This is a genomic window from Rhodococcus sp. DMU1 (genome assembly GCF_012272955.1).
GTDB lineage: Bacteria > Actinomycetota > Actinomycetes > Mycobacteriales > Mycobacteriaceae > Rhodococcus > Rhodococcus aetherivorans.
In genome coordinates, this window is record NZ_CP050952.1 from 1,074,995 (window position 1) to 1,088,614 (window position 13,620).

The following is a 13,620-nucleotide window of genomic DNA, read 5'->3' on the forward strand; positions in this document are numbered from 1 at the left end:
GCCGGGAAGCGGCACGAACCCGATGCTGTCGCCTTGGTAACGACTGTTTGTTTGGGTTACATTCGTAAGAAGAACTGACCGTCCCGGACGGGGAAGGGGGAGGCATGCCACCGAGACAACGGCGTAACAACAGCCGTTCCGCAAAGAGCGGCCCGGTTTCGGCTGCGGAGATCCGTGCAGCCGCCTTGGCCTTGTTCAGCGAGCGGACGTTCCCCGTCATCGGGATGCGAGACATCGCTGAGGCGGTCGGGCTGCTGCCCGGTAGTCTGTACGCCCACATCAGCAGCAAGGAAGAGTTGCTCGCCGACATCGTCACCGAGGGCATCACGAACTATCTGGTAGAACTCCGCCCCTTCCTCGAATCCCAGGATCCGGCTCCCGATCGGATGCGCGGCGCCGTCAAGGCCCACGTGAAGGTGCTGGCGAAGACCCTCGAACAGACCCGGGTCGCCTTTCATCAATGGCGGTTCCTCGGTGACGGTGCCCGAGAGCAAGTAGTCGAGCTGCGTAAGCAGTACGAGAATGTATTTCTGCAGATCTATCGGGCGGGGGTCGCGGAGGGCACCTTCCGGAAGGCGCGCAGCGAGCGCATCGCAGTGCTTGCGGTGATCGGCATGCTCACCTCCGCATCGGAGTGGTATTCACCCGAAGGTCGGCTCGGTGCCGACGAGTTCGGTGAAGCCCTGGCCGAAGCCGCAGTGGACGGGCTCGTCGCGACGAGCTGACCGGCCGAGGACGGGTTCCAACTCCGTGGTGCATATTGAGCGACACTGCTAGTCGGGTCGCGACCGAGCGCCGGCACAGCGCACCGGGCCGGCACGCCCCGACGGGAGTGCACCACGGGACCGCCGCCGAGGTGCATCGTCGGCAGCCGCTCGGCGAGTACTGGGCTGCACACTCCGAGCGGTTCCGCCGCCCCACGGCGCCGGCCCTGTCCGGGCTCACTGGCCGCAACACCCGCCTGTCTCGAGCAGAGTGGCAACTACCGGCTTGATCATGCGCATGACCGTCAAAGCGTGGGAATGTGCTCGGCTCAGGTCTCGCTGTCCGGGTGGATCGGTGACGTGCGCAGCTCGCTCTCGTCGCCCTCGGAGACCTCGAACACCTGCAGGGGCGTGTTCGGGGGAGGGGTGCCCTCGTTCCGTCCGGGCGTTGCCGCCGCGGAGGGGGCCGTCGACGACTCGATCCGCCGGCGGAGCTCGGCGAGAAGCAAGTCGGTAGGCACCCGGGTGAGATCGGGCCCGGCACCGTCTTCCGGGATCTTTGTCACCGTGACCACCCCGGCACGCTCGTGGAAACGCATCGACCGATGCGATTGTCTCAGAGCGCGTGACGGCGAGTCATCGGTTTGCGGGGTCGGTGCGACGCATCGCGCGCCGGGCCTGCTCCTCGGTGAAGTTCGGTGTCAGGCGCAATTCCTCCAGGGGGACTTCACGTTCGGTGCTGCGGACCTCGACGCGCACGGGGTCGCCGGTGGCGTCGTCGGACAGGCCGAGGGGGCCGCCGCGCTCGCCCTGGAGGTACTTGTCGCCCCACTGCATCAGCGCGAGCACCGCAGGCAACAGGTCGCGGCCCTTCTCGGTGAGGATGTACTCGTACCGTGTCCGCTGCCCGGGCTTCTTGTAGGGCCGGCGCTCGAACAGGCCCTCGGCGGTCAGTTCGCGCAGGCGTGCGGCCGCGACGGCCTCGGTGATGCCGACGCGGCGCGCGAAGTCGTCGAACCGGGTGGTGCCGTAGTAGGCCTCGCGCAGGATCAGCATCGCCGAGCGGGTCCCCACCACGTCCATCGCCTTGGCGATCGAGCACTGGGAGGCCTGCCAGGCGTCGCGATCGGCGAGGAAGCCGTCCAACCGTGCCGCATGCATGCCCCCATCCTATCTGACTTGCCAAGGCCATAGTCAGCTTCTAACCTCTCTGGCTATGGAAAGACAAAGTCAGGTCTCGGTCCGGATCGGCCCGCTCCTCGCCGTCCTCTCGGGAGCGCCCTTCGTCGCGAGCCTCGATCTGTTCGTCCTCAACGTCGCACTGGGCGACATCGGGACCAGCTACCCCGGCAGCTCGCTGGGAGAGCTCAGCTGGGTGCTCAGTGGCTACGCGATCGTGTACGCGGCGCTGCTGGTCCCGCTCGGTCGCTGGGCCGACCGCATCGGCCGCCGGCGCGGCTTCCTCGCCGGCCTCGGGCTGTTCACCGTCGCGAGCGCGGCATGTGCGCTGAGTCCGTCGCTGTGGGTGCTCGTGATCTGCCGGCTGTTCCAGGCCGTCGGAGCCGCGGCGCTGACGCCGGCCAGCCTGGGGCTGCTCGTGAGCGCGGTGCCGGAGGCGCGACGTGCCGGTGCCGTGAGGATCTGGGCGGCCACGGGTGCTGCGGCGGCGGCGTTCGGCCCGGTGGTCGGCGGGCTTCTGGTCGAGGTCTCGTGGCGCTGGGCGTTCCTGATCAACGTCCCGATCGGGATCCTGCTCCTCGCCGTCGCGCGGCGCGTCGTGCCGGACATCCGCCCGGTCGATTCCGGCACCCGCCTCGACCTGGCCGGCGCCGCTCTGCTGACGCTGGGCATCGGTGCACTCGCGCTCGGACTCGTCCAGGGGCCGGAGTGGGGCTGGGACGACGTCCGCATCCTCGCCGCGTTCGTCGTCGCCGCCGGGGCCCTGCTGCTGTTCGCGCACGTCAACGCCCGGCACCCCGCGCCGCTGATCGAGCCGAGTCTGCTTGCGGTGCGCTCCTTCTCCTGGTCGAACGTGACCGCCCTGATCTTCAGCGCGACGTTCGCGGCCGGTCTCCTGGCCAATGTGCTTTGGGTGCAACAGGTCTGGGGATACTCCGCCCTGCGGACGGGTCTGGCCGTGGCTCCCGGGCCGCTGATGGTGCCGCTCTTCGCCGCCGTCGGGCAGGTGCTCGCGCGACGTTTCACCCCCGGCGCGATCGCCGCAGCGGGATGCGTGCTGTGGGGCGCAGGCGCCGGCCTGGTCCTCGCGACGGTGGGGCCGGAGCCGGAGTATGCGACCGCGCTGCTGCCCGGCTGGCTGATCGGCGGCGTCGGCATGGGGCTGGCCTTGCCGACCATCCTCTCGGCCGCCACGGCGCAACTGCCCCCGGCACGCACCGCCACCGGCAGCGCGATCGTCACCATGAGCCGGCAGCTCGGCACCGTGCTCGGGATCAGCGTGCTCGTCGCGATCCTCGGGGCCGGTGACGATGCGGTGTCCGCCTTCCGATTCTCCTGGTGGACGATCGCGGCGGTTGCCGTCGTCGCGGCCCTCGCCGCCGGAGGTATGACCCCCCGCCCGTCCACACCGGAAGTGAAGGTCCTGGCATGACCCATCTCGCCCCCGCCCCCTTCCCGATCGAATTCGATTCCAGCTGGCTGGGATTCGGTGGCGTGCACGGCGGACTCGTCGTCGCGGCCCTGATCCGCGCGGCCGCCGTGGAAACCGGCGCAACGCCGCTCGCCGTCGCGGCGCACTTCACCGGCCCTGTGCAGCCCGGCCCCGTCGACGTCGCGGTCGACGACGTCCGCGGCGGCCGGACCGTGAGCGCCCGGGCATCGATGCCGGACTCGGTCACCGCCCTCGTCCGGCTCGCCCGGACGGTGGGTGAAACGACCTGGCCGCGTACGGGAAGCGATTTCGGCGGCACGGATCCCGTGACGCTGCCGCCCCTGGAGATCCCGGTCGACTTCGTGCCGTTCTCGCAGTACCTCGACATCCGGCCGATCAATGCGGCCCGGCCCTTCGGCCGGGGCGACGACCCGGAATTCGAGGTGTGGATACGGCTGATGTCCGCGGTCGGGTTCGCTCCGGTCGAGCGCGCCGCGATCCTCCTCGATGCGCTGCCGCCGGGGTTGTTCGCGACGATGTCCGCACCCGTCCCGGTTCCCACGGTGGAGTTCGCGGCGCATTTCGCCCCGTCGCGTGCAGCTGCCGACGGTTGGTATCACCTGCGGCACCGAACGGTGTGGGCCACCGAGATGCTGTGCGTCGACGAGGCGGAGCTGACCGACGGCGACGGCCACCTCGTCGGTCAGGCCCGGCAGCTGCGCCGCATTCTCGGAGGCTGACGGAGGCGTCGGTGATGCACATCACGGAGTGGGATGTCGAACCGCGGGTAACACCTAGAACGTACCGCTCGATGATCTTGATGGCGTCCCCCGTGGTGCACCCTGCTGCTGCGGGAGCGTCGTTCGTCCCCGCTCATGCGAGGACGGAAGGATCGTCACTCGACACAACGGAGGTAAACATGGTTCTCGGTTCCCTCGCTGCAACGCTGTTCACGCTGCTCGCCGGTCTCGGCATCCTGCTCTGACCCACGCTCGACCCACGCCGCAAGCGCTCCGCCTCGAAGCGGGAGCGCTTGCGGCGCGCGGTCCCGGCTCGTGCCGGGCCTGTCTCGACGGCCGACGGTCAGCGGCCGTTGCCGCCTCCATTGTTGCCGCCCCCATTGTTGCCGCCCCCGTTGTTTCCGCTGTTGCTGTTGTTTCCGCCGCCGTTTCCGTTGTCGTTGCTGGGCTTTTCGGGCTTGGGAGGCTTCTCCTCCGCCGGCGGTTGCGCCGGTGCGGGCGCCGGGGCCGGTACGGGAAGGGTGGTGAAGACGGGCCCGGTGTCCACGGCCGAGGGGGTGGGCGAACCCACGCTGCCGACCGGTGTCGGGGCGGTGGCGGGAACGCTGCTCGTCCCCGGCGTGGCGACCGGCGGTGTGTCGCCGCCCTGACCCCAGGCCAGCAGGAGGAGGGCGACCACCGCCGCGGCGGTGAGGCCGATTGCGAGCAGGATCCGGCGGCGACCGGAGTCGGGCGCCGCGTCGAACGTCGACAGCGTCGGGACGGGTGCCGGCACGAGCGGCCCGGCAACGGTGAACCCCCGGGTCGGCGCGTGGATCACCTCGGTCACCGGATCGGCGCGGTGCGGTTCCCGCAGTGCGGCCAGGTGCGGTTCCCGCAGTGTGGCCAGGTGCGGTTCCCGCAGTGCAGCGAGCATGTCCCGGGCGCTCCCGAAGCGGTGCTCCGGTTCGCGTGCCATCGCACGCTCGATCACGGCCACGAGTGCGGGGTCGACGTCCGGTCGCGCGGTGGCCAGCGGCGGCGGCGGCCCCTGCGTGATCGCCCGCGCCAGGGCCAGCAGGTTGTCGTAGTCGTAGGGTTTTCGCCCGGTCAGCGCCTCGTACCCCACGGCCCCGGCGGCATACAGATCGTCCGTCACGCTCGCCGGTGTGCCGGAGAGCCGATCGGGGCTCAGGTAGGCGACGGTGCCGACGAGTTCACCGGTACGGGTGTAGTCCTCGCCGGCGCTCTTGGCGATACCGAAGTCGGTCACCTTCACCGTTCCGGTCTCGGTGAAGAGGATGTTGCCGGGCTTGATGTCGCGGTGGAGAATCCCGGCGTCGTGCGCCGCGGCGACCGCAGCCACCACGGCGATCAGTATCGCGCGCACCCGGTCCTCCGGCATCGGGCCGAGGGCGATCTCGTCGGCGAGGGTGCGGCCGGGCAGGCGTTCCATCACGATGTACGGAACTCCGGCGTCCTCACCGCTGTCGTGCACCGCGACGATGTGCGGATCGGTGAGGTTCGCCGCGGCTCGCGCCTCGGCTTCGAAGCGCCGGCGCACGTCGGGCTGGCGGCCGAACTCGCCGCGCAGCACCTTCACCGCGACGGGCCGCCCCAGCCGCGTGTCCCAGCCGTCGTGGATCTCGCCCATGCCGCCGCAGCCGAGCAGGCCGCGCAACTCGTAGCGGCCGGCGAGCAGTTCGGGAACGGGCATGGTTCCAACGCTAGTGCGGTGCCGGAGGTGGTACCAGGCAAGCCTCGCCGGACGGCCGTCGTCATGCGGTCCGAGTCGGGTGGCGCGGCGGGACGCCGCCGTCCCGTGACCGGTCAGGTGGGGGTGCCGGCCGCGCCGCATCCGGCTGCTGCGGCGTCCCGCAGGTCGTCGACGGATACTCCCGCGACCGCCGCTGCGGCGGCCACCCCACCGAACAGGGTGCCGACCAGCCCGTGCGACGGGCGCACCCCCGCACCGGCGTGGAACAGGCCCTCGACCGGTCCCGTCGCGCCGAGGCGGGTGAACGTCTGGCTCGGGGTGAACGCCGGGCCGTACGACACGCCGCCGGTGCAGCGCATGAAGCGTTCGTCGGTGACGGGAGTCCCCGTCTCCTCGTGGACGATGGCGTCGGCCAGGCCGGGAACCGTGCGTTCGGCCGACCTCACGAGCCGGTCGCGAAGCTCGCGTCGTCTCGCGTCGTAGCGCGCTGTCGAACCGCTTCCCGGTGTTATTCCCCACCAGGTGTGCTGTGCCGGGGCCGGGCCGATCAGCTGAACGTTGGTCTGCCCGGGCGCGCACAGCCGGGGGTTCTCCGGGTCGGCGAGGCTCGCGATCCACAGGCCGGCGGACGTGGACGAGGGAAGCTCACCCGCACGGAGCGCGGCGTACTCCGCATCGAAGTCGTCCGTGTCGGTGACGAGACGGGTCGCGTTCGGATAGCCCTCGGCGGCGAGGTCCCGGTCGAGAATCAGATAGACGACGGCGAGCGGCAGGGCCAGTTCGTAGCTGCGTACCCGCCGGAGGAGCCGGGAAGGCACACGATCCGGCGGCAGCAGCGACAGATACGTCTGCTGAATATCGACCGCCGACACGACCGCGGGGGCGAGAATATCGCGTCCGGCCCCCGGAACGGTGTCGAGCGATGCGTCCTGTGTTCGTACGCCGCGAACTCTGCCGTCGTCGACGAGAATCCGGCTCACCTCCGTGCCGAGCAGTACGTCGCCACCATGGCCGCGCACCACCTCTGCCAGGCCCTCCGAGACGACCCGCGATCCGCCTTGCGGGTACGACAGGCCCTCGAGATAGGTGTGGATCATCCGGGCCGCCACCGGCAGCGACAGCCGCGACGGCGCCACGGCCAGACTGCCGGTCGTCCAGCCGAGAAGTGCGGTGGTGAGTTGCGGGGAGGCGTGCAGATGGCGCAGGTAGCCACCGGCGGTCGCGCGTCCGTAGCGCAGCAGGCCGCGTAGCCGCCACGGCAGCTGTGGCAGCTCACGCAGGTGCGGCCGCTCCGCGATCCGTCCCAGCTCCTCGGTGAGCAGCTCGACGGTGGTGAGGAATTCGTCGATCGTGTGACGCTCTGCCGGAAATGCCTCGTACAGAGTGGCTTTGAAGGCATCCATGCCCTTCGGGACCGCCAGTTCGCGGTCGCCGTTCAGCAGCCGGAACATTCCTGCGGGATCGAACTCCCGGAACGTCACGTCCACACCCAACGGTCCGAGTGCGTGTCGCACCGGCGCCTCGGAGGTGTAATGCAGCCCGATGTCGAACTCGTATCCGTCGTGGGTGAAGGCGGACATGTGCCCACCCGGCTGGTTGCGGGCGTCGGCCACCAGTACCCGGCGCCCGGCGGCCGCCAGATATGCCGCGGCCGTGAGCCCACCGGGTCCGGCCCCGATGACGATCACGTCGTAGTCGTAACGCTCTTCCATGCTGACCTCCGGATTGCGGGGAAATCGCCGGTTCGGGGCGCCGTTCAGTGGTGCCGGATCTCGCGGGTGGACGGGTGGCCCGCCACGTTGCGGACGAAGGTGACGAAGGCGGCGACGATTCCGATGATGCTGCCCACGATTCCCAGTCCCAGCGCAATGCGCACCACGAGCGGCCAGTCGAACGAGGCGTCGCCGAAGTCGAACGGGAACACCTGCCAGATCCGCAGCAGCGCCAGCAGCGCGACCGCGGTGGTGACCACGTCTCCCAGCGCCTTGAACCAGACGGGATCCCACACGAAGTACAGGAGATTGGCGACCAGGCTCGCCAGGATCGAGGCATTGACGAAGCCGATGACCGACCGGGTGCCGTCGGTGAGGAATGGTACGGCTTCCCAGCCCGGCCACACGTTGGCGGCGTACAGCACCGCCGCATTGAGGAGCACCGCGACGAGATACCCGAATCGCCGGGCGGCGACCGGGGAGCGCGGACGGGTCGTGGTGGGTGTCATGGCGACCTCCCTCGGGCAGGACCGTCTTCCACGCTAGCCCCGGCGTCCGGATCCGCGTCAGGGAAGAAGGTCCCCGGCCGGCCGATGAGTTTGCCGTCGCTCGGCGGTCGGAACAGGTGCAGCATCGTTCGCAGCGGAGGAGTGAGCACCATGTTCGACCGTTCCCCAGCCTTTTCCGGCTTCGCCGTCGACGACGTTGCCGCGGCCGCGAAGTTCTACGGCGACGTCCTCGGCGTCTCCGTGTCCGAGGAGCACGGAATGCTCCACCTGCACCTCGACGGCGGCCGCGACACGTTGATCTATCCGAAGGAGGACCACACCCCGGCCACCTACACGATCCTCAACTTCCCGGTTCGCGACATCGAGAAGGCGGTGGACGAACTCGCCGCGCGCGGAATCCGGTTCGAGCGCTACGAGGGTGTCGACGGCAAGGGCATCTTCCGTCGGGTGGGTCCGCCGATCGCCTGGTTCCGGGACCCGGCGGGCAACATCCTCGCCCTCCTCGAGGTGGACGAGGCCCTGGCCGACGAACAGATCCGCGCGCTGATCGAGGAACACACCGCGGCCCGCAACGCCAAGGACGTCGATCGGCTCGCCGCGTGCTATATCCCCGGTGCGACGGTGTTCGATCTGGCGCCGCCGCTGCGCAAGTCCGCTCCCGACCCGCAGGCCTGGGCGTCGTGGTTCGCGGGGTTCGACGGCCCTCTCGACTGCGAAGTGCGGGATCTGCGCGTCGAGGCGGCCGGCGACGTCGCGTTCTGCCACGCGCTGTCGCGGCTGGGAGCGACACAGCTCGGTGGACCGCGATTCGACATGTGGTTCCGTGTCACGTTCGGTCTACGCCGCGTCGAGGGGTCGTGGCGGATCGCGCACGAGCACGAGTCCACCCCGTTCCATATGGACGGTTCCTTCCGGGCCGTCACGGACCTGCAGGAGTGACCGGCTCAGTCCGGTGGCTGCAGTTCGTGCCTGCCGCTGTTGCCCGTGCCGCCCGAGTTGCTGCGCAGCCACCGACCGGGCAGCTTGCCCGCGAGGTCGCCCAGTGGGCCCACCGCCCCGCGGAGCAGTTCGACGGTCTCCTGCAGCACGTCGATGCTGGTGCTCATCCGCAGGATGCTGGGGGTGAGCTGCGCCAGCGTCTCGGACAGCGACACGATCTGATCGAGCGGACCGCCCTTGGCGAGGAGGCGCTCGAGGGCGCCCTGTTCGGCGAGGAGGGTGTCCAGCACTCCACCCCGCTCGAGGGCCCGCTCGAGCAGGCCGCCGGGCTGGAGGGCGATGTCGACGATGCCGCCGGGGGCGGTGAGGCGTTCGACGGGCCCGCTCTCGGCGAGGAGGCGCTCGAGCGGGCCGCTGGGTGCGGTGAGACGGTCGAGGAGGCCGCCGTTCGACAGCAGGCGGTCCAGCGCCCCGTCCTCGGCGAGGATCTTCTCGAGCGGACCGCCGGGGGCGGTGACGCGGTCGAGGGCGCCGCCGGGCTCGAGGAGGCGGTCGAGGGGGCCGCCGGGTGCGGTGAGCCGGTCCACCGGCCCGCCGGGGGCGAGGAGGCGGTCCAGCGGTCCGTCGGGGCGCAGCGCCTGGCCGAGAGGACGGTCGTCGGCGGCGAGCACGGAGACCTGTTGCAGCAGGCCCAGCGGTCCCCGCGGATTCGCCACGCCGACCGCGCTCAACCCCGCGTACGTCCGGGGGGAAATCGCCAGGCGGACGGTGGCGATCGCGCCCTCCGCCACGCCCAGGGCCGAGTCCGCTGCGGCGAATCCGAGGCGGACGGGAAACGCGAGCGCGGACGCCAGACTCATGCCTGTCACTGTAACCGGCACAACAGTCCGGCTCGGCGGGACGAGCCGTTACCGAAGGTCGTCAGGAGACGCGGAGCGTTCCGACCCGTACGTACGTCTCGGTGCATCCGCAGCCGTGGGCGAGGTCGGAGCAGTCGACCACCAGCATGTGCCGCACGCGGGAGGTGTCGAAGCAGTCGGGTTCGGTGCATTCCACGGGCACCGTCGCGTGCACGACGAGGGTGCCGTGACAGTGGTCGAGATCGGATCGGCACGCCCGGCACGTCATGGGCGGGACCTCCTTCGCGGTGGCTGTCTTCGTCCCGTAATAGCATCACGCGCCGACAAGGTGGTGGACGTGCGGGGCGTGTTACGCCGGATCAGCGCCGCCTGCGCCGGGCGACGAGGGCGACGGCCAGCGCGCCGGCGATCACCCCGATCCCGGCTGCGACCCACCAGCCGGGTGTGCTGTCGGATCCGGGAACCGTCACGGCGACGGGTTCGGATGTCGCGCCCGCCGCGCCGGGCGCGCCCGAGTAGACCGCCGTGATCGTGTGGCTCCCGGCGCCGGAGACGCGGTGCTCGGTGGTGGCGCGGCCGTCGACGACCGCCACCGGTGGACCCAGGTCGGTGCCGCCGTCCCGGAACAGGATCGTGCCGCCGTCGACGTCCGGTGACACCGTCGCCGTGAGCGTGACGACCGTCCCGTCGTCGACCACGTCCGGGGCGTCGACGGTGACCGTGGCGGGCACCTCGGCGGTGTCGGAGATGGTGATGGTCGCCAGCGGGCCGGCGCCGGCGTTGAGCGGACCGGTCATGGTGTCCCGCGGCGAGCAGCGGGTCGGTCCCCACTGGTTGGTGCCGAGGAACGTGGCCTGGGTGAGCGAGGTGTTGTAGTTGGCGTCGTCGTCGACCAGGCCCGCGGCACCGGCCGTGCGGAGCATCGGCGTGATCACGCCCGCGTCGCCCGCGATCATGGTCACCTCCACCGCCGGCAGCCGGAACCAGCTGTCGCCGACGGGGCTGGGGGAGCCGTCGAGCTGCAGCTGCGTCTTCGGCGCCCGGATCCCGGCCTCGCTGTCGGCACCGGACGTGGGGCTGTTGCCGATGACCTCGTTGTTTCCGGACAGGCGCAGGATCGTGCCCGCCGGGTCGGGGACGCCGTCCTCGTTCACCCGCAGCACACCGGGCGGCACGTTGTCCAGGTTGAAGGCGGTGCCGGGCACGACAGCGGCGTCGACGAACGTCGCGTTGGCGGGAATGGCGAAGTCGTTCTTCAGGCGGGAGACGCTGCGGGTGGTGGCGCCGCGGCTCGAGTCGGGGTACGCGACGGGCGCCGTCTGGATGCGGTAGGTGAACCGCTCGCCGGGACGAACCCGGGCGGGCGCGTCCACCGTGGCCGACGACCCGAGCAGCTCGTCGACGTCGATCACCGACCGCACCCGGCACGCGATGCCGAACGAGACCTCGACCGCCTCCGCGGCCGCGGGCGGGCAGACCGCGATCAGGGACACGGCGACGGCTGCGGCCGACGCCGCCCCGCGGCGCACCCACTTCGGCGACACGGCGGCTCCTCCCGGTGCGGACACGTCCATGATCCCCGATCGCCGTACTCCGACGGCCCGAATTCGGCAGGGCCGGCATACAGGAAGTTCCCAGGATTCTCGCAGCGGCATGCCAGAGCCCTCCGGGAGAATCGACGCCGTGACCGACAAGACCCCCGAAGCGCGGATCCTGATCGTCGACGACGAGCCGAGCATCGTCGAACTGCTCTCGGTGAGCCTGAAGTTCCAGGGTTTCGAGGTCGAGACGGCGGGAAACGGCGCCGAGGGACTCGACCGGGCCCGGGCCTTCCGGCCGGACGCGGTGATCCTCGACGTCATGATGCCCGGGATGGACGGGTTCGGGATGCTGCGCCGGCTCCGGGCCGACGGTTCGGACGCGCCGGTGTTGTTCCTGACGGCGAAGGACGCCGTGGAGGACAAGGTGTCCGGCCTGACCCTGGGTGCGGACGACTACGTCACCAAGCCGTTCAGCCTCGAGGAGGTCATCGCCCGGCTGCGGGTGATCCTGCGGCGGGCCGGCAAGGTGTCCGAGGACGAACGCTCGTCCCGTATCACCTTCGCCGACATCGAACTCGACGACGACACCCACGAGGTGTGGAAGGCCGGCAGGCCGGTGTCGCTCTCACCCACCGAGTTCACCCTGCTGCGGTACTTCATGGTCAACGCGGGCACGGTGCTCAGCAAGCCGCGGATCCTCGACCACGTGTGGAGCTACGACTTCGGCGGGGAGGTCGGCGTCGTGGAGTCGTACGTCTCCTACCTCCGCCGCAAGGTCGACACCGGGGACAAGCCGCTGATCCACACCCTGCGCGGGGTCGGGTACGTCATGCGGGAACCCCGCGAGTGAGCCGCATGCGGGCGCTGCCGCTGCGGTTGGCGCTGGTCGCGGCGCTGGTGTCGTTGTCGGGGCTGGGGCTGCTGGCGTCCGGGGTGGCGGTGACGTCCGCTTTGCAGGGTTCGCTCCTCGCCCGCACCGATCAGGATCTGCGCACCGCGGCGCAGACGTGGGCCAAGCCGCCCGGTGCCGGCCGCGAGCTGCCGCCGCCGGACGCCCCGAGTTCGAATCGCCCGCCGAGCCCGTTCTATGTGCGGGTCGTCGGCCCCGACGGGGTGGAGCGGTTCGTCGTCAACGACGAGTCCACGTCGCCGGCGCTGCCCGGCGAGCCGGCGGGGGAGCCGGTGACCGTGGGTTCCGTCGACGGTTCCGACGTGCGCTGGCGGGTGGTGTCGACCCGCAGCACCGCGGGCATCGTGACCACCGTCGGGGTCACGCTGACCTCGATCGAGGAGACCGTGGATCGGCTCGTCGTGCTGCAGGTCGGCATCGGCGCCGCGGTGCTGCTCGTTCTCGGGGTGGCCGGCTACTTCGTGGTGCGGCGCAGCCTGCGGCCCCTGGTGGAGGTCGAGCGCACCGCCGTGGCGATCGCGGGCGGGGATCTGCACCGGCGGGTTCCCGAACGGGATCCGCGCACCGAGGTCGGCCGGCTGTCGGTGGCGCTGAACGTCATGCTCAGCCAGATCCAGTCTGCGTTCGCGGCGACGGCGTCGTCGGAGGAATCCGCGCGCAGATCCGAGGAGAGGATGCGACGGTTCGTCGCCGACGCCAGCCACGAGCTGCGCACCCCGCTCACCACGATCCGAGGATTCGCCGAGCTCTACCGCCAGGGCGCGAGCAGCGACATCGCGATGCTGATGGACCGCATCGAGAGCGAGTCCCGGCGCATGGGGCTCCTCGTCGAGGATCTGCTCATGCTGGCCCGCCTCGATGCGCAGCGGCCGCTCGAGCGGAAGCCGGTGGACCTGCTGGCCCTGGCCGCCGACGCCGTGCACGATGCGCGGGCCGTCGCGCCCGATCGCGCCGTCGGGCTCGAGGTGTTCGACGGTCCCGGTACCCCGGAGGTGCTCGGCGACGACGCGCGGCTGCGGCAGGTCCTCGGCAATCTCGTCACCAACGCCCTCGCCCATACCCCGGCCGACGCCCGCATCACCGTACGGGTGGGCACGATCGGATCCGATGCGGTGCTCGAGGTTCTCGACACCGGCCCCGGCCTGAGCGAGGCCGACCGTGCCCGGGTCTTCGAGCGGTTCTATCGCGCCGACACGTCGCGCACCCGATCGTCGGGCGGCAGCGGTCTCGGACTGTCGATCGTCGCGGCGCTGGTGGCGGCCCACGGCGGCCACGTGGAGGTGGAGTCGGCCGTGGGCGCCGGTTCCACGTTCCGGGTGCTCATCCCGCGGATGCCGGTGGAGTGACGATCCAGCCCTCGGCTACGGTGACGTAACTGACTTTCGAGTAAGGAGACGT

Annotated in this window: 14 protein-coding genes; 6 read left to right on the top strand and 8 right to left on the bottom strand. The window is 70.7% G+C overall.

Annotated elements, in window-relative coordinates; translation table 11 throughout:
- The first annotated feature begins 104 nt into the window (after window positions 1-104).
- Window positions 105-725: a TetR/AcrR family transcriptional regulator gene (locus HFP48_RS05100; RefSeq protein WP_161996384.1), complete on the top strand. Its 621-nt coding sequence runs from the start codon at window positions 105-107 to the stop codon at window positions 723-725.
- A gap of 308 nt (window positions 726-1,033) precedes the next feature.
- Here the strand turns inward: HFP48_RS05100 and HFP48_RS05105 are convergent, their stop codons facing one another.
- Both HFP48_RS05105 and HFP48_RS05110 read right to left on the bottom strand, forming a co-directional pair.
- Window positions 1,034-1,303 carry a hypothetical protein gene (locus HFP48_RS05105; RefSeq protein WP_221776578.1) on the bottom strand — a complete coding sequence of 90 codons (270 nt, stop codon included), beginning with the start codon at window positions 1,301-1,303 and terminating at the stop codon, window positions 1,034-1,036.
- A 37-nt stretch (window positions 1,304-1,340) separates the two neighbouring features.
- Window positions 1,341-1,865, bottom strand: a complete 525-nt coding sequence (locus tag HFP48_RS05110) for a helix-turn-helix domain-containing protein (RefSeq protein ID WP_006942980.1) — start codon at window positions 1,863-1,865, stop codon at window positions 1,341-1,343.
- Window positions 1,866-1,920: 55 nt separating this feature from the next.
- On the opposite strand from HFP48_RS05110, the gene HFP48_RS05115 reads away from it, so the two are divergent.
- Both HFP48_RS05115 and HFP48_RS05120 read left to right on the top strand, forming a co-directional pair.
- Window positions 1,921-3,315 carry an MFS transporter gene (locus HFP48_RS05115; RefSeq protein ID WP_168579152.1) on the top strand — a complete coding sequence of 465 codons (1,395 nt, stop codon included), beginning with the start codon at window positions 1,921-1,923 and terminating at the stop codon, window positions 3,313-3,315.
- Window positions 3,312-4,055 carry a thioesterase family protein gene (locus HFP48_RS05120; protein ID WP_168579153.1) on the top strand — a complete coding sequence of 248 codons (744 nt, stop codon included), beginning with the start codon at window positions 3,312-3,314 and terminating at the stop codon, window positions 4,053-4,055. Before HFP48_RS05115 ends, HFP48_RS05120 begins: the two co-directional genes overlap by 4 nt.
- A gap of 343 nt (window positions 4,056-4,398) precedes the next feature.
- On the opposite strand, the gene HFP48_RS05125 is transcribed toward HFP48_RS05120, so the two are convergent.
- The 3 genes from HFP48_RS05125 to HFP48_RS05135 form a co-directional block, all read right to left on the bottom strand.
- The gene (locus tag HFP48_RS05125; RefSeq protein ID WP_168579154.1) at window positions 4,399-5,751 is read right to left on the bottom strand and encodes a serine/threonine-protein kinase; all 1,353 of its coding nucleotides are present in this window, start codon (window positions 5,749-5,751) and stop codon (window positions 4,399-4,401) included.
- Window positions 5,752-5,864: 113 nt separating this feature from the next.
- Window positions 5,865-7,463: an NAD(P)/FAD-dependent oxidoreductase gene (locus HFP48_RS05130; RefSeq protein WP_168579155.1), complete on the bottom strand. Its 1,599-nt coding sequence runs from the start codon at window positions 7,461-7,463 to the stop codon at window positions 5,865-5,867.
- A gap of 44 nt (window positions 7,464-7,507) precedes the next feature.
- A complete protein-coding gene (locus HFP48_RS05135; protein WP_029541215.1) occupies window positions 7,508-7,972 on the bottom strand; it encodes a hypothetical protein in 465 nt (154 codons plus the stop codon).
- A gap of 150 nt (window positions 7,973-8,122) precedes the next feature.
- On the opposite strand from HFP48_RS05135, the gene HFP48_RS05140 reads away from it, so the two are divergent.
- A complete protein-coding gene (locus HFP48_RS05140) occupies window positions 8,123-8,911 on the top strand; it encodes a nuclear transport factor 2 family protein (RefSeq protein WP_161996383.1) in 789 nt (262 codons plus the stop codon).
- Between the two features lie 5 nt (window positions 8,912-8,916).
- On the opposite strand, the gene HFP48_RS05145 is transcribed toward HFP48_RS05140, so the two are convergent.
- From HFP48_RS05145 to HFP48_RS05155, 3 genes are all read right to left on the bottom strand, one after another.
- On the bottom strand, window positions 8,917-9,771 hold the full coding sequence (locus HFP48_RS05145) for a hypothetical protein (RefSeq protein WP_029541220.1): 855 nt from the start codon (window positions 9,769-9,771) through the stop codon (window positions 8,917-8,919).
- Between the two features lie 61 nt (window positions 9,772-9,832).
- Complete coding sequence (locus HFP48_RS05150; RefSeq protein WP_006942989.1) at window positions 9,833-10,039, bottom strand: hypothetical protein; 207 nt, start codon at window positions 10,037-10,039, stop codon at window positions 9,833-9,835.
- 91 nt (window positions 10,040-10,130) lie between these two features.
- A complete protein-coding gene (locus HFP48_RS05155) occupies window positions 10,131-11,315 on the bottom strand; it encodes an Ig-like domain-containing protein (RefSeq protein WP_006942990.1) in 1,185 nt (394 codons plus the stop codon).
- Window positions 11,316-11,454: 139 nt separating this feature from the next.
- Between HFP48_RS05155 and HFP48_RS05160 the strand changes: the two genes are divergently transcribed.
- The gene (locus tag HFP48_RS05160) at window positions 11,455-12,162 is read left to right on the top strand and encodes a response regulator transcription factor (RefSeq protein ID WP_006942991.1); all 708 of its coding nucleotides are present in this window, start codon (window positions 11,455-11,457) and stop codon (window positions 12,160-12,162) included.
- Window positions 12,159-13,568 carry a HAMP domain-containing sensor histidine kinase gene (locus tag HFP48_RS05165; RefSeq protein WP_168579157.1) on the top strand — a complete coding sequence of 470 codons (1,410 nt, stop codon included), beginning with the start codon at window positions 12,159-12,161 and terminating at the stop codon, window positions 13,566-13,568. Before HFP48_RS05160 ends, HFP48_RS05165 begins: the two co-directional genes overlap by 4 nt.
- Window positions 13,569-13,620: the final 52 nt, after the last annotated feature.